The organism is Burkholderia sp. SRS-25 (genome assembly GCF_004343765.1).
GTDB classification, from domain to species: Bacteria; Pseudomonadota; Gammaproteobacteria; order Burkholderiales; family Burkholderiaceae; genus Burkholderia; species Burkholderia contaminans.
This window is the reverse complement of record NZ_PTXM01000030.1, coordinates 61,840-77,414: the sequence shown is the minus strand read 5'-3', so window position 1 is coordinate 77,414 and position 15,575 is coordinate 61,840. Positions and strand designations below refer to the sequence as shown.

At 68.0% G+C, this 15,575-nt stretch carries 12 protein-coding genes; 7 read left to right on the top strand and 5 right to left on the bottom strand.

The annotated features are described in order from the left end of the window. Together C5O79_RS33815 and C5O79_RS33810 are read right to left on the bottom strand one after the other, a co-directional pair. A partial coding sequence (locus tag C5O79_RS33815; RefSeq protein WP_131932136.1) for an aldehyde dehydrogenase family protein occupies positions 1-508 on the bottom strand: 508 nt, incomplete at its 3' end. A 44-nt stretch (positions 509-552) separates the two neighbouring features. Then, positions 553-894: a GNAT family N-acetyltransferase gene (locus tag C5O79_RS33810; protein ID WP_131932134.1), complete on the bottom strand. Its 342-nt coding sequence runs from the start codon at positions 892-894 to the stop codon at positions 553-555. 271 nt (positions 895-1,165) lie between these two features. On the opposite strand from C5O79_RS33810, the gene C5O79_RS33805 reads away from it, so the two are divergent. From C5O79_RS33805 to C5O79_RS33780, 6 genes are all read left to right on the top strand, one after another. After that, a complete protein-coding gene (locus tag C5O79_RS33805) occupies positions 1,166-2,692 on the top strand; it encodes a PLP-dependent aminotransferase family protein (protein ID WP_131932132.1) in 1,527 nt (508 codons plus the stop codon). 440 nt (positions 2,693-3,132) lie between these two features. Then, positions 3,133-6,018 carry a GH92 family glycosyl hydrolase gene (locus C5O79_RS33800; RefSeq protein ID WP_131932130.1) on the top strand — a complete coding sequence of 962 codons (2,886 nt, stop codon included), beginning with the start codon at positions 3,133-3,135 and terminating at the stop codon, positions 6,016-6,018. Between the two features lie 502 nt (positions 6,019-6,520). Beyond that, the gene (locus C5O79_RS33795; protein ID WP_122475464.1) at positions 6,521-6,919 is read left to right on the top strand and encodes a nuclear transport factor 2 family protein; all 399 of its coding nucleotides are present in this window, start codon (positions 6,521-6,523) and stop codon (positions 6,917-6,919) included. A gap of 160 nt (positions 6,920-7,079) precedes the next feature. After that, entirely contained in the window at positions 7,080-8,897 is a 1,818-nt protein-coding gene (xsc, locus tag C5O79_RS33790; RefSeq protein WP_122475462.1) for a sulfoacetaldehyde acetyltransferase, read from the top strand. A gap of 128 nt (positions 8,898-9,025) precedes the next feature. Further along, positions 9,026-10,060, top strand: a complete 1,035-nt coding sequence (gene pta / locus C5O79_RS33785) for a phosphate acetyltransferase (RefSeq protein WP_046550003.1) — start codon at positions 9,026-9,028, stop codon at positions 10,058-10,060. Continuing rightward, a complete protein-coding gene (locus C5O79_RS33780; protein ID WP_046549798.1) occupies positions 10,057-10,824 on the top strand; it encodes a sulfite exporter TauE/SafE family protein in 768 nt (255 codons plus the stop codon). The genes pta and C5O79_RS33780 overlap by 4 nt, the downstream gene beginning before the upstream one ends. 108 nt (positions 10,825-10,932) lie before the next feature. Here C5O79_RS33780 and C5O79_RS33775 read toward each other — a convergent pair whose 3' ends face one another. Continuing rightward, the gene (locus C5O79_RS33775; RefSeq protein ID WP_122475460.1) at positions 10,933-12,654 is read right to left on the bottom strand and encodes a cobalt chelatase; all 1,722 of its coding nucleotides are present in this window, start codon (positions 12,652-12,654) and stop codon (positions 10,933-10,935) included. Continuing rightward, positions 12,651-13,640 (bottom strand): AAA family ATPase, encoded by a 990-nt coding sequence (locus C5O79_RS33770; protein ID WP_122475458.1) that lies wholly within the window; start codon positions 13,638-13,640, stop codon positions 12,651-12,653. The genes C5O79_RS33775 and C5O79_RS33770 overlap by 4 nt, the downstream gene beginning before the upstream one ends. A 187-nt stretch (positions 13,641-13,827) precedes the next feature. Between C5O79_RS33770 and C5O79_RS33765 the strand changes: the two genes are divergently transcribed. Further along, positions 13,828-14,580 (top strand): IclR family transcriptional regulator, encoded by a 753-nt coding sequence (locus C5O79_RS33765; RefSeq protein WP_047850198.1) that lies wholly within the window; start codon positions 13,828-13,830, stop codon positions 14,578-14,580. A gap of 32 nt (positions 14,581-14,612) precedes the next feature. Here C5O79_RS33765 and C5O79_RS33760 read toward each other — a convergent pair whose 3' ends face one another. Further along, complete coding sequence (locus tag C5O79_RS33760) at positions 14,613-15,560, bottom strand: DmsC/YnfH family molybdoenzyme membrane anchor subunit (RefSeq protein WP_122475456.1); 948 nt, start codon at positions 15,558-15,560, stop codon at positions 14,613-14,615. Positions 15,561-15,575 lie beyond the last annotated feature (15 nt).

Sequence of the window (15,575 nt, the reverse complement as noted above, 5' to 3'; positions counted from 1 at the left end):
GCGCGACCTGGTTCATCGGGTGGTTGAACGGCGTGATCGCCGAAATCACGCCGAGCAGCGGGTCGCGCTGCGTGTACACGCGGCGCTTCTTGCCGTGCGGGGTCAGGTCGCACGAGAAGATCTGCCCGTCGTCCTTCAGCACTTCACCGGCGCCGAACGCCAGCACGTCGGCCACGCGGCCGGCTTCGTACGTCGAATCCTTGATGCAAAGACCGGCCTCGGCCGTGATCAACGCTGCAATCTCGGCAATGCGCGCACGCACGATATCGGCTGCACGGCGCAAGATCGCCGCGCGATCGTGGCGCGTGAGCGTCGGCCGGTAAGCGCGTGCAACCACGAATGCGCGCCGCACATCGTCCAGCGTCGCCTTCGGCACGGTGCCCACCAGCGAGCCGTCGTACGGGTTGCGCACGTCGATGACGGCGTCGCGCCACACGCGCTGCCCGTCGATGCGCAACGCTTCGTGCCGCACGCCGGATGCGGGAATCGGCTTCAGGACCGTGCTCATGTCGTCTCCGTCTTCGTGCAGCGTGATCGTGGCCACGCTTTCGGTTATCGCACCACCACCAGCCCTTCGTATTCGAGGCAGCGGCACAGCGTCGCCCATGCCGGCGTATCGGGCCATTCACGCGCGCGGGCATCGATGCGGATCGGCCGCCCGAATTCGCGCGACACGCACGCGAGCAGCGTGTGCGCGATGCCGCTGCGCCGATACGCGGGTTCGACGTACAGCCGCGTGAGCGACGGCGATCGCACGGCACCGCCACCGTCGTCGTCGATGCCGAGTTCACCGATCGCCTCGTCGTCGCGATACGCGACCGCCGTCGCACGCGCATCGTCGAACACGACGCGGATCACGCGCTCGCAGCGATCCCTGAACACGACGACGTGCATGGCATCCCTCTCCGTTGCGTCACGTTGCAGGCGAACGCGACGCGCGCACGCCTCCCCGCGCCCGCGAACCGGGGACTAATCCGGATCGTCCAGGGGCGACGGTTTGAGTATCGTCTTGCCACGTCGACGCGCAGTAGTGCCAGACGGCACCTTTCATTGAGTCCACATCCGCGGCGCGACGCGCGTATTCTCGCGACACCGCGCCCGTCGCGGGCCGCGCGCGCACCACGTGCACCGCCTCGCGTTTCCCGTACCGATCACAGGAGGTAGCATGCCGAGTCGTACCCCGACCGCCTTATGGGCCCAGCAGTTCCGGCGGTCGTCGGCGTCGAGCCTGCAGGACCAGATCCGGCGGATGCTCGTGGCCGCGATCCTCGACGGCCAGCTCGCGCCCGATGCAGCGCTGCCGTCGAGCCGCGAGCTCGCCGACCAGCTCGGCGTCGCGCGCAACACCGTCGTGCTCGCGTACCAGATGCTCGTCGAAGAGGGCTACCTGATCTCGCGCGAGCGCAGCGGGCACTTCGTGAACCCGAAGATGCTCGAAGGCCTGCCCGGCTTCGCGGCTGCCAAACCCCACGCGCAGCCCGGCGGCGGCGACGACACGCCGGGCCGCCCCGCATGGGACAAGCGCATCGCGCATCCGCCGTCGAGGCAGCGCAACATCGTGAAACCCGCGAACTGGCAGCATTACGAATATCCGTTCATCTACGGGCAATTCGACCAGTCGCTGTTTCCGACCAACGACTGGCGCGAATGCTGCCTGAAGGCGCTGTCGGTGATGGAGATCCGCAACTGGGCGCCCGACCTGATCGAACGCGACGACGAATCGCTGATCCAGCAGATCCGCACGCGCGTGCTGCCCCGGCGCGGCGTGTTCGCGATGCCCGACGAGATCGTCGTCACGAACGGCTGCCAGCAGGCGCTGTACCTGATCGCCGACCTGCTGTGCGGCAAGCACACGACGGTCGGCTTCGAGAACCCCGGCTATCCCGACGCGCGAAACATCTTCGAGAACCGCAATGCACGGCTCTTGCCGCTGCCCGTCGACGGCCACGGGATCGCACCTGACGCGCTCGGCGCGACGCTCTCGCGTTGCGACTACGTGTACGTGACGCCGAGCCACCAGTGCCCGACCACCGCGACGATGCCCGTCGAACGCCGCCGCGCGCTGCTCGATTGCGCGCAGCAGCATGACTTCGTGATCATCGAGGACGACTACGAGAGCGAGAACACGTTCTCCGGCACGCCGCATCCGGCGCTGAAGAGCCTCGATACGGCGGACCGCGTGATCTACGTCGGCAGCCTGTCGAAGACTTTCGCGCCGGGGCTGCGGCTCGGCTACGTGGTCGGGCCGCGCGAGCTGATCCGCGAACTGCGTGCGCTGCGGCGGCTGATGGTGCGCCACCCGGTCGCGTATATCCAGCGCGCATTCGCGACCTTTCTCGCGCTCGGCCATCACGACGCATTGCTGCGCCGGCTCGCGCATGCGTACAGCGAGCGCTCGCAGGCGCTGATGGCGGCACTCGATACGCACTTGCCGGAAGCGCGGTACGTGCCGGTGACGGGCGGCGCGTCGTGCTGGGTCGAGGGGCCGCCGTGGCTCGATGCGACGCGCCTCGCCGCCGATGCACAGGAAGCCGGCATCCTGATCGAGCCGGGCAGCGTGTTCTTCATGAACGACGAAGGCGACGCGCGACGCTGCTTCCGGATGGGGTTTTCCGCGATCCCGCTCGAGCGGATCGAGCCGGGTGTGCAGGCGCTCGCGCAATGCGTGCGCACGCAACGTCCGGGGGCCTGACTGCACGCGAAAAGGCGTCGTGCGCTGCAGCCGGGAAACCCGCTTCAACGATCGGCCGTGAGTCGTCCTGCAACGCGACTCACGGACGCATGCTTGCTGACCGCCTTGTCGGATCTCGATGCACCGCAGACGTGAACGCACGATGCATCGATTCGACCGGCAGGCCATATTCCGCTGCCTCATCAAACACGGCGTGCATCGCTCGCACTTGCACACCGCTGCAGTGCAACTTCAACACACGATCGCCGGGATTATTTTCGTTTCGATTCGTTTAGTAAATCCAATAAAAACATTACAACTCTCCAAATCAGATTGACAACGGATTCGTCCAAATCCTAGTGTTACGACGCTGAAAGACGGCAACGATCGACGACGAGCCGACGGTTCGATCGATTGGATTGCCAACGAAAAAAGTGCATGGACAACCGGAGGGGGCGATCATGATTCGATTCACGACGCTCGCGGCAATCCTGGCCGCGGCGGTCGCGTTGAGCGGGTGCGGAGGCGGTGACGGCAGCGACGGAACGGCGGCGTCGGTATTGGCGGCACGCCCGTCGGACGCCGTGGCCGATACGACCAATCTCGATGACAACCGCAACCTGTCGCTGACACAGTACGTCGATCCGCTGATCGGCACGCTCGCGAGCAACTCGCCGAACCCGGTGCCGGCGGGACAGGCCGGCAGCGTCGAACCGGCCGCCGGCCTGCCGTCGGGCATGGTGCAGTGGGCGCCCGACACCAACACCACGCCGGCGCCGAGCAACAGCCAGGAGCCGAACTCGCCCGCCGGCTACTACTACGACATCCACTCGATCCAGGGTTTCAGCATGACGCACATGCCGGGCGCCGGCTGCAGCGGCAACAACGGCGAATTTCCCGTCATGCCGACCACCGACCCGACGCAGCTCTCGCCAACCTTCAGTCATGCGAATGAAACGGCCAGGCCGGGCTACTATTCCGTGCTGCTCGACTCGCAGATCAAGGTGGAGCTGACCGCCACCCTGCGCACCGGCTTCGGCCAGTTCGCGTACCCGGCCGGCAAACCGGCGCTGCTGGTACTCGACGCGACCCGCACCAACACCAAGACCTCGACCACCGGCGCCATCACGCAGGTTTCCGACAGCGCAATTTCCGGCAGCACGATCGGCGGCGGCTTCTGCGGCAACTCGGTGCCGGTACCCGTCTACTTCTACGCCGCCTTCGACCAGGCCTTCACGTCGGCGTCGATTTCGCACGGTGTGGCCCAACTGGGCTTCCGCTCGGGTCAGATTGTCAGGATGAAGGTCGGCATTTCCTACGTCAGCGTCGCCAACGCGAAAGCCAACCTCGACGCGGAAAATCGCGGCTGGGACTTCGCTGGCGTGCGAACGCAGGCCGACCGTATCTGGAATGACCGCCTCAACAGCATCCGCGTGGCGGGCGGCACGCTCGACGCGAAGAAGAAGTTCTACACGGCGCTGTATCACGCGCTGTGGGCACCCAGCATCTTCAGCGACGTGAACGGCCAGTACATCGGCTTCGACAATACCGTGCATCAGGTCGCCAAGGGCCAGCAGGCCCAGTATTCGTCGTTCTCGGGCTGGGACATCTACCGCTCGCTGATCCAGCTGAAGTCGATCCTCAACCCGTCCGAGACCAGCGACATGATCCAGTCGCTGGTCAACGACGCGGATCAGTGCGGCGCGATTCCGCACTGGGTCAACGACAACGTCGAGGATGGCGTGATGCCGGGCGACGCCGGTTCGCTGATCGTCTCGAACGCCTATGCGTTCGGCGCGCGGCGCTTCGATACGCGGTCCGCGCTGCAGCACATGGTGAAGATGGCGAACATCCCCGGCACGGCCTGCAACAACGTGACCACGAACGGCGGCCGCGCGAGTTACCTGCAGACCGGTTACATCACCGGCGGCGAGTGGGGGCAGGCTTCGTCCACGCTCGAATACACGAGCAGCGATTTCGCGATCTCGCGCTTCGCGGGCGCACTCGGCGATGCCGCCACGCAGCGCATGCTGCTGAGCCGCTCGGCCTACTGGCAGAACCTGCTCAACACCGCGCTGACGCCGCCGCTGATCGCGGCGCGCCAGTCGAACGGCGCGTGGATTCCCGAGACGCCGAGCAGCGGCGACAACTACGTGGAAGGCAATGCCGAGCAGTACACGTGGATGGTGCCGTACAACGGGGCCGGCCTGTTCGCGCAGCTGGGCGGCAATGCGGCGGTGACGTCGCGGCTCGACCAGTTCTTCACGGTGCTCAATGCCGGCCTGAGCCTGCCCAACTTCTACATGGGCAACGAGCCGACCTTCGAGGTGCCCTGGCTCTACAACTGGGCCGGGCAGCCGTCGGGCACGCAGCGCGTGGTGCAGCAGATCCTCGCCAGCGCGTTCGGCACCGGCCCCGACGGCTTGCCGGGCAACGACGATCTCGGCGCCGTGTCGGGCTGGTACGTGTGGGGCGCGCTGGGCCTGTATCCGCAGATCCCCGGCGTGGCGGGCCTGGCGATCGGCAGTCCGCAGTTCCCGCAGATCGACGTCCGGCTCGGCAACGGCCGCACGTGGCGGATTCGTGCGGAAGGCGCGCCCGCGTCCAGCTACGTGCAGTCGCTGTCGATCAACGGTCGCGCGCACGATGTGCCGTGGGTCGCCTACGACGACATCGCGAACGGCGCGACGCTGCACTTCGCGATGGGCAGCGCGCCGTCGCAATGGGGCAGCCGGAAGCAGCCGCCGTCGTTCGGCGTGCCGGTGGCGATCAACGCGGTCGACAGCTACAACAATCGCGGCTTCAGCGCGGACGGTGCGACCAATGCCGACGGCCAGGGCGCGGACTTCGACGGCAGCCTGTTCAGCTACTCGCTGAATGCGCTGGCAGCGGCGGGCGTGCAGCCCGGCAAGCCGTTCTCGGTGGCCGGCGCCAGTGTGGCGATCGCGGGCGGGCCGCTCTCGCTCGACAACACCGTGACCGTCGGCCAGACCGTGATGCTGCCGCCGGGATCGGCCGGCACCGGCGTGGTGGTGCTCGGCTCGGCCAACAATGGCCCGAGCAGCGGCACGGCGCAGCTGAATTTCGCGGACGGCACGAGTCAGGCTGTGACGCTGGCATTCGACGACTGGACGCTGAACGGCGGCAGCGCGCACGCCAGCGCGGCGATCGCCGTGACGATGGCTTATCGAAATTCGGGCAGTGGCCAGCAGGACAACGTGAAGACCTACATCTTCGCGCAGAAGATTCCGGTGCCGCCCGGCAAGGTGGTGACGAGCATCGTGCTGCCGCGCCAGGTGAGCGCCGGCAAGATGCATGTGTTCGGGATCGGGATGGCGGCGTCTTGATGTGCGTGTGACTGGTGGGGGGTACATCGGGCACTCCGATGTATCCCCTCGCCTGCCGGCGCCTGCTGCCGCGCGGTCGCCGAAGCGAGAGCACGTTCTTCGGCAGTGAAGAGCCTCGATACGGGCAGCCGCGTGATCTACGTCGGCAGCCTGTCGAAGACGTGCCGCATTCGTACGGGCGCAAAAGCCCGGTCGATGAAAAAGGCCCGCAATCGTACGAGCCTTGCCTAGTTGGAGGGTTTCGTCAATGTCCGCCCGGCGCAGGGTTCAGATTTCGGCAGCAATGATCCGAACATCCCGGCCCCACATTGACCTCAACGCGCCGTCCGCTTTGATCGATCTCATCCTCTGCCACCCTGCAGACAACCCCTGGCTCTGGCCCAAGCGAATCCCCCCGACTGGCGCTACCGCCAAAAACGAGCGCTCACTAACGTGTCGATACCGCGTGCCGCATGCGCGCCAGCGCCTTGCGCACCGCCCACCATTCGACAGGAGACACGTTATGGCAGACACGCTCACCGGCCCCGTCACGGCCGCCACGCTCGCGGCATTTTCCGACGCCTTCAACCGGCACGATGCCAATGCGTTGATGGGCTTCATGACCGAGGACTGCGTGTTCGACGCGGCCGGCGGCCCCGACATCCACGGCACACGCTTCGTCGGCCGTGACGCGGTACGCGCCGCGTTCGAAGCCGTGTTCAAGACCTTCCCCGACGCGCATTGGGGTCACGGCCGCCACACCGTCGCCGGGGAGCGCGGCGTCTCCGAGTGGGTGTTCACCGGCACGCACGCCGAAGGCTGGCGCGTCGAGGCCGAAGGCTGCGACCTGTTCGAATTCCGCGACGGACTGATCGCCGTCAAGCGCGCATTCCGCAAGGAACGGCCGAAGCAGCCGGCCTGAGCGCACCGCCCGGGCCGCCGTGCCCCGCGCGCGTTTTGAAACGAATCATTTCATTTCATTCCACATTCCCCGGCAGCGGATGCAATGACTTGACCGGCCATCCCCAGCCAATAGCATCTGGAACAAGACGTTCCGTTAATTGAACAATCGGAGACAACCCATGAGCGAACAATCCACTTCCCTGCGTGCATCGGCGAACGGCCCGCAGGACATGACGCCGTCCGAAGCCTTCGTCGAGACCCTCGCAGCCAACGGCGTGACCGACATGTTCGGCATCATGGGCTCCGCGTTCATGGATGCGATGGACATCTTCGCGCCGGCCGGCATCCGCCTGATCCCGGTCGTGCACGAACAGGGCGCGGGCCACATGGCCGACGGCTATGCGCGCGTGTCGGGCCGCCACGGCGTCGTGATCGGCCAGAACGGCCCCGGCATCAGCAACTGCGTGACGGCGATCGCGGCCGCGTACTGGGCGCACAGCCCGGTCGTGATCGTCACGCCGGAAGCCGGTACGATGGGCATCGGCCTCGGCGGCTTCCAGGAAGCGAACCAGCTGCCGATGTTCCAGGAATTCACGAAATACCAGGGCCACGTCACGCACCCGGCGCGGATGGCCGAATTCACTGCGCGCTGCTTCGACCGCGCGCAGGCCGAGATGGGCCCGACGCAACTGAACATCCCGCGCGACTACTTCTACGGCAAGGTGAAGGTCGAGATTCCGCAACCGCGCCGGCTCGATCGCGGCGCCGGCGGCGAGCAGAGCCTGGACGACGCAGCCGCGCTGATCGCGCAGGCAAAGTTCCCGGTGATCATCTCGGGCGGCGGCGTCGTGATGGCCGATGCGATCGAGGAATGCAAGGCGCTCGCCGAACGGCTCGGCGCACCGGTCGTCAACAGCTACCTGCACAACGATTCGTTCCCGGCGAACCATCCGCTGTGGTGCGGCCCGCTCGGCTACCAGGGCTCGAAGGCCGCGATGAAGCTGCTGTCGCGCGCGGACGTCGTGATCGCGCTCGGCTCGCGCCTCGGGCCGTTCGGCACGCTGCCGCAGCACGGAATGGACTACTGGCCGAAGGACGCGAAGATCATCCAGATCGACGCGGACCACAAGATGCTCGGCCTCGTGAAGAAGATCTCGGTCGGCATCTGCGGCGACGCGAAGGCCGCGGCGATCGCGCTCACGCAACGCCTCGAGGGCCGCACGCTCGCGTGCGACGGCTCGCGCGGCGAGCGCGCCGACCAGATCGCGACCGAGAAGGCCGCGTGGGAAAAGGAACTCGACGACTGGACGCACGAGCGCGACGCGTACAGCCTCGACATGATCGAGGAGCAGAAGCACGAGAAGCCGTTCAGCGGCGGCCGATACCTGCATCCGCGCCAGGTGCTGCGCGAGCTCGAGAAGGCGATGCCGGAGGACGTGATGGTGTCGACCGACATCGGCAACATCAACTCGGTCGCGAACAGCTACCTGCGCTTCAACAAGCCGCGCAGCTTCTTCGCGGCGATGAGCTGGGGCAACTGCGGCTATGCGTTCCCGACGATCATCGGCGCGAAGGTTGCCGCACCTCACCGCCCGGCCGTGTCGTATGCGGGCGACGGCGCGTGGGGCATGAGCCTGATGGAAACGATGACCTGCGTGCGCCACAACATCCCGGTCACGGCCGTCGTGTTCCACAACCGCCAGTGGGGCGCGGAGAAGAAGAACCAGGTCGACTTCTACAACCGCCGCTTCGTCGCCGGTGAACTCGACAACCAGAGCTTCGCGGCGATCGCGCGTGCGATGGGCGCCGAAGGGATCACGGTCGATCGCCTCGAGGATGTAGGCCCGGCGCTCAAGCGCGCCATCGACATGCAGATGAACGAAGGCAAGACCACGATCATCGAGATCATGTGCACGCGCGAACTCGGCGATCCGTTCCGCCGCGATGCGCTGTCGAAGCCCGTCCGCATGCTCGACAAGTACAAAGACTACGTGTAACGCGGCGTCGCCGACGCACCCCGTTGCCGGTCGCGCGCCCCGCTCGCGCGGCCGGCCCTCCGGCCGGACGCCGTGCCCCGCGCGGGCCGCCGCATCCGGCCGTTTTTCCTTTTTTACCCGAGCAAACGATGAAAGCCCTCGACCGCATTCTCGACGCCGCGCGCCGCCGGCCGATGCGCATCGCGCTGTGCGAAGCCGACGACCCGCGCGTGCTGCAGGCTGCCGCGCGCGCGACGCGCGATGGCATTGCCCGCATCGTGCTCGTCGGCAACCGCGCGGCGATCCACGCGGCGGCCGCGCGCGACGCGATCGATCTCGACGGCATGACGCTCGTCGAGCCTGCCACGTCCCCGCAACGCGATGCCTATGCCGATACGCTGCATGCGCTGCGCAAGAGCAAGGGCATGACGGCCGATGCCGCACGCGACGCGGTGCTCGACCCGCTCTGTCACGCAAACCTGATGGTGCGGCTCGGCGATGCAGACGGCTCGGTCGCGGGCGCCGTGCATGCGACGGCCGACGTCGTGCGCGCGGCGATCCAGCTGATCGGCGTCGATCCCGCGTTCCGTATCGTGTCGAGCTTTTTCCTGATGATGCTGTGCGAGCCGTTTCACACGATCAAGGGCGGGCTGATCTTCTCCGACTGCGCGCTGGTCGTCGATCCGGACGCCGCTCAGCTCGCCGAAATCGCGATGGCCGCCGCCGACAGCGCGCACGCGCTGCTCGGCGAGGCGCCGCGCGTGGCGATGCTGTCGTTCTCGACGAGCGGCAGCGCGCATCACGCGGCGGTCGACAAGGTGACGGCGGCGACCGCGCACGTGCGCGCATTGCGCCCCACCCTCGCGATCGACGGCGACGTGCAGCTCGACGCGGCGATCGTCGCGGAAATCGCCGAGCGCAAGATCGCGCATTCGCAGGTGGGCGGCCACGCGAACGTGCTCGTGTTCCCGAGCCTCGAAGCCGGCAACATCGGCTACAAGCTCGCCGAGCGGATCGGCCGCGCGAAGGCCGTCGGCCCGCTGCTGCAAGGGCTGCGCCGCCCCGCGAACGACCTGTCGCGCGGCTGCAGCGCCGACGACGTGTATCACGTGATCGCGGCGACCACCGTGCAGGCGCAGGCGGCCGCGCAACGCGCCGCAACCGGCGAGGCTGCACACGCATGACCGCCGACAAACTGGCGATCCTGATCGCGGTGATCGGCGCCGGCAGCTATTTCCAGACCGTCACCGGCTTCGGGCTCGGGATGATCGTGATGGGCGCGACGAGCGGCTTCGGGCTCGCGCCGCTCGCCACCGTCGCCACGCTGATGAGCGTCGTGTCGCTCGCGAACGGCGCGACCGCGCTGCCCGGCCGGCTGCATCATATCGACTGGCGCGCGGTCGGCGCGGCAACGCTCGGCATCCTGCCGTCGGTCGTCGCGGGCGTACTGCTGCTCGAATGCCTGAGCCGCTCGGCGGCCGACCTGCTGCAACTGATCCTCGGCGCGGTCGTGCTGTACGGCGGCCTGAGCGCGGCGCTGCGGCCGGCGCCGCTCACCGAGCGCTCGGACAACCGCAGCTTCTTCGTCAGCGGCCTGTTCGGCGGGTTGCTGAGCGGGATGTTCGGCGTGTCGGGGCCGCCGCTGATCTTCCAGTTCTACCGGCAGCCGCTGACGCTCGTGCAGATTCGCTGCGCGCTGATCGTGCTGTTCACGACGACCTCGGCCACGCGTGTGCTGTACAGCGCATGCGAAGGCCAGATCGATCGCGACATCTGTCTGCTGGCCGCGATCGCGACGCCGGTCGTGATGCTGACGACGGTCGCCGCGCGCCACTACCCGCCGCCGCTGTCGCCGGTCGCGCTGCGCCGGCTTGCGTTCGGCGTGCTGATGGCGATCGGTATCGGGCTGATCGCGACGTCGCTGCCGCCGCTGCTGCATCGCGCCTGACGTCGCGCGGCGTGCGACACGTCGAACCGCTCCGCTCCCGGCAATCGATTCGTACTCGACGCGCACACGCTCGCCGCGTCCGCGCCCGCGTCGAATGCAGTCGCCGCATCACCGCCGCGCGCCGATCCATCCGGCGATTTCGACGAGCCGCTTCATGTCCGGCGCCGACGCAAGATCGATCGCGAGCCGGTGCCGGTAGTACGGACCGAGATCGAGCCCGACGCCCAACCCGAGCACTTCGACGCGGCCCGCCGCCTCCTGGCGCGCAACCACTTGCTTCAAGTGGTTGTCGAGGTAGAACGGATCGTTCGCGAGCGCCGTCGCGCCATCCATCGGGCTGCCGTCCGAGATCACGACGAGGATCTTGCGCGCCTCCGGCCGCGCCGCGAGTCGCGCGCATGCCCATTCGACCGCTTCGCCGTCCACACCTTCGCGGAACAGGTCGGCCTTGTACAGCGCCGCAATGCCCGTGCGCGCATGTCGCCAGCGGGTATCCGCGTCCTTGAACACCAGGTGGCCGGTTTCGTTGAGCCGGCCCGGATGGCGCGGCTTGCCGCGCGCGAGCCAGTCCTGCCGTGCGCGGCCGCCGTTCCAGGCGAGCGTCGTGAAGCCCAGCACTTCGGTTGCGAGCCCGGCGGCATCGCCCGCGCGGGCCAGCGTGTCGACCATCAGCGCGACGCCGTCGATCCAGGTCTTCATCGACCCGGAGCAGTCGATCAGGAACGCGAGCGCGCAATCGGCATGCGGCCGCACGCGTTCGAGCCGGAACAGCCGACGTTCGGCGGGCGAGCTGACCAGTTGCGCGAGCCGTCGGCCGTCGAGACGGCCGTGTTCCTCGCCGAACGACCAGCCGTCGGCCTGCGGCACGACGAGCGCCGCACGCAGCACACGTGCGAGCCGCGTGACGTTGATCCGCTGCGCGGCGACCTGGCCGTCGAGCCGATCGCGATACTCGCGCAGCAGCGCCGCGCGGATCTGCGCGGCCGGCCGGAGCTCGCGGTCGTAACGCGTCGTATACGCGCGGTAGACGGCGTCGCCGCCCTGCAGCACGACGCTGTCGCCCGTCTCCACGAGTGCCGGCAGGTCGATGCCCGTGTCGTCGAAATCGACCCAAAGCGAGAAATTCGTCAGTGCATCGTCCTGCTCGCGCGCGTCTTCGGTCTCCGCTTCCACGGCAGTTGCACGCGCATCGCGGATCATCGACGCAATGCGCTTCGCGAGCGCCAGTGCGTGTTCCGCGAATGCGCGCTGATCGTGCCGGCAGCGCTTGAGCCCTGCGAGCTGCATGCCGATCTCGGGCACGATCGCCGCGCGCGACGCTTCGATCAGGTCTTCGGTTTCTTCGAGCACCGGCCAGCCCGTCAGCCGCGACCAGGCGATCTGCGCGACCGTGTACACGAGAATCCCGACATGCGTGTCGGCCTGCCCCGACCTGTGGAATGCACGCGACCAGGTTTCGAAACGATGACGCAGGTTCTGCACGACACCGCGCATGGCGGGCGGCGCGAGCGATTCGCAGCGCAGTTGCTCGAGCAGGTCGAACAGCACGCGTTCGACCGGATCGTCGCCGGACAGCGCGCGATGCAGGTCCGCATCCGAATGCAGGATGCGCAGCGCGGCGCCGTCGGCCGCACCGCGCCACGACGCGAGATCGCCGTCGGCGGCCTGCGCACGCAGGTGCGGCGCATGGATCGGCAACGGTCGCAGGTCGCGGCACACGCGGCCCGCGCGGTAATGCAATGCGGCATCGCGTGTCAGCGCACGCACGGTCGACGCGCCCAGCGCTTCGCGCGCAGATGCGCGACGCGCGGCGTCGCGATCGGCACTCACCGCCCCGCTCCCGGCTCGCCCCCGCCGACACGCGACGCAACCGCCAGCTCCTCGCCGAAGCAGCGCTGGTAATACTCGGCGACGACCGGCCGCTCGGCGTCGTCGCACTTGTTCAGGAACGTGAGCCGGAACGCGAGCGCCGGATCGTGGAAGATCTGGCAGTTCTCGGCCCAGTTGATCACCGTGCGCGGCGACATCAGCGTCGACAGGTCGCCGGTCGCGAAGCCGTTGCGCGTCAGCTCCGCGAGGCTCACCATCGATTCGAGCAGCGGGCGGCCGGCATCGTCCGCGAGTTCCGGCACGCGCGCGCGCACGATGCCGATCTCCTCGTCGCGCGGCAGGTAGTCGAGCGTCGCGACCACGTTCCAGCGGTCCATCTGCGCGTGGTTGAGCATCTGCGTGCCGTGGTAGAGCCCGTTCAGGTTGCCGAGCCCGACCGTGTTCGCGGTCGCGAACAGCCGGAACGAAGGATGCGGATGGATCACGCGGTTCTGGTCGAGCAGCGTGAACTTGCCGTCGCGCTCCAGTATCCGCTGGATCACGAACATCACGTCGGGCCGCCCCGCATCGTATTCGTCGAAGATCAGCGCGACCGGGCGCTGCAGCGCCCACGGCACGATCCCTTCCTGGAACTCGGTTACCTGCACGTCGTCGCGCACGACGATCGCATCCTTGCCGACGAGGTCGAGCCGGCTGATGTGGCCGTCGAGGTTCACGCGCACGCACGGCCAGTTCAGCCGTGCCGCGACCTGCTCGATATGCGTCGACTTGCCGGTGCCGTGCATTCCCTGCACGAGCACGCGGCGGTTGCGCGCGAAGCCGGCAAGGATCGCGAGCGTGACGTCCGGGTTGAACCGGTAGGCGTCGTCGATATCGGGCACGTGATCGTCGCGCGTGCTGAACGCGGGCACCATCAGGTCCGAATCGAACCCGAACCGTTCGCGGACCGACACCATGCAGTCCGGCTTGTTCGCCACCCCATCCATTGCGTTGCGCTCCTGTCGTTGCCTGTCGCGCGGGCGGCGATCGTCGCGCCCGCGCCGGTCGTGTTTATGGAACGATTCGTTCCATCGCCGAAAATGCGTATCGGCCCAACGACCCGGCTGCCCCATGCGGCCGGCCTTCCGGGCCATTCGGTACAATGGCCGCCATCCAGTTTCCGGAACGCCTGCCATGCTGCCCGCGGATACGCCCACGCTGCGCGCCTTCGCGCTGCTCGAACATCTCGTCCAGGCCGGCGACGCCGTGTCGCTCGCCGATCTCACGCGTGAAGTCGATATCCCGAAGGCATCGCTGCACCGGATGCTCGCGTCGCTCGAAGCCGGCGGCCTCGTGATCCGCGAGCCGGGCCGCAAGAACGCATATGCGATCGGCCCGCGCCTCGCTCGGCTCGGCACCGGCGTGATGCTGCATGCGGGCACGCGCCGGCTGCGCCACGCGATCCTCGAACGGCTCGTCGCCGATCTCGGCGAAACCTGCAACCTCACCGCGCTGCACGACACGGAAGTCGTCTATCTCGACCGCGTCGAAGCCGACTGGCCGCTGCGGCTCGACCTGAAGCCCGGCTCGCGCGTGCCCGCGCACTGCAGCGCCAGCGGCAAGCTGCTGCTCGCGCTGCTGCCGCGCGACGAACGCGCCGCGCTGGTGCGCGCGCTGGCGCTGCCGCGCTACACGCCGAACACGATTTCGGATCCGGAACTGCTCGAAGCCGAACTCGACCGCACCGCGCACAAGGGCATCGCAATCGACAACGAGGAATTCGTCGCGGGCATCGTCTGCATCGCGGCGCCGATCGTCGGCGACGACGGCGCGTGCATCGCCGCGGTCGCCGTGCATGCGCCCGTGTCGCGCGCGCCGCTGTCGCAGTTGCTCGACCACGTGCCGCGTTTGCAGGAAGCGGCGCGCGCACTGGCGGAAACGTTCTAGCTCCCCCGCGGCGCGGCGGCGCATACGCAACGTCATGACGCGCGCTGGTAGTAGATGTTCTGCGGATGCCGCGCATCCGCGAAGAAGAACCAGCGTTCCGCGACCAGCCCCGCATACTGGATCACGAACGCCGCGCCGAGCGCGATGGCGGCCGCCACCGACGTCGGCGCGAGCGCGCCCGCGCCGGTCAGCACGAACGGCACCGCGAATGCGCCGATCAGGAAACCGGCCTTCACCGCGCGCAACGTGCCGTTGCCCTGCCCGTGAAAGAACTCGCGCGTATTGAACGCGCTGGCCGTGAAGCCGCGCGACTTCTGTTCGACTTTCTCGCTGCGGATCCCGGTCGCGCTCTGCACGGTCGACTTCGGACGCAACCGTGCATTGCGTGCGAGCGACGCGAGCCGCGCCACGCCGCCGGCAAGCGTCAGCACGCAGGCGGCCACGGCGAGCCGGCCGACCAGCGACGGCGCGAGCCAAGCGGCGCATGCCGTCGCCAGCGTGCAGCCCGATGCGCAGCCGAGCAGCACGAAGTTCACGAGCGTCAGCGGGCTCGCCCATTCCTGCAGGAAGCGCAGGCACGCGTAGATCATCGCGGTGCACACGAACAGCGCGACGCTCGCGAGCGCGCCCGCCGCGCCGATCAGCAACGTGCCGGGCCAGCCGAACAGGTGCGCCGCGCCATACGCGAACGCGCATGCGAGAAACACCGGCAGCGCGATGCATTCGCGTGACAGCCACGATGTGCGCCACATCGCGATCGCGCGCCAGGCGCGTTCGGGGTGGCCGAGATGGAAGAACGACGCCAGCAGGCCGAGTGCGCCGAGCGCAACCGACAGCGCGGCGCCCGTCACGTAGAACGACGCTGCGATATCGACGCCTGCCGCGCGCGCCAGCGCCTCGACGATCACGAGCGTCAGCAGCAGGCCCTGCGCGGCGCCGCACAGCGTGGTGAGGAAAACGACCGAAAAAGCTGGGCGCATGGGGACTCCGTTTTT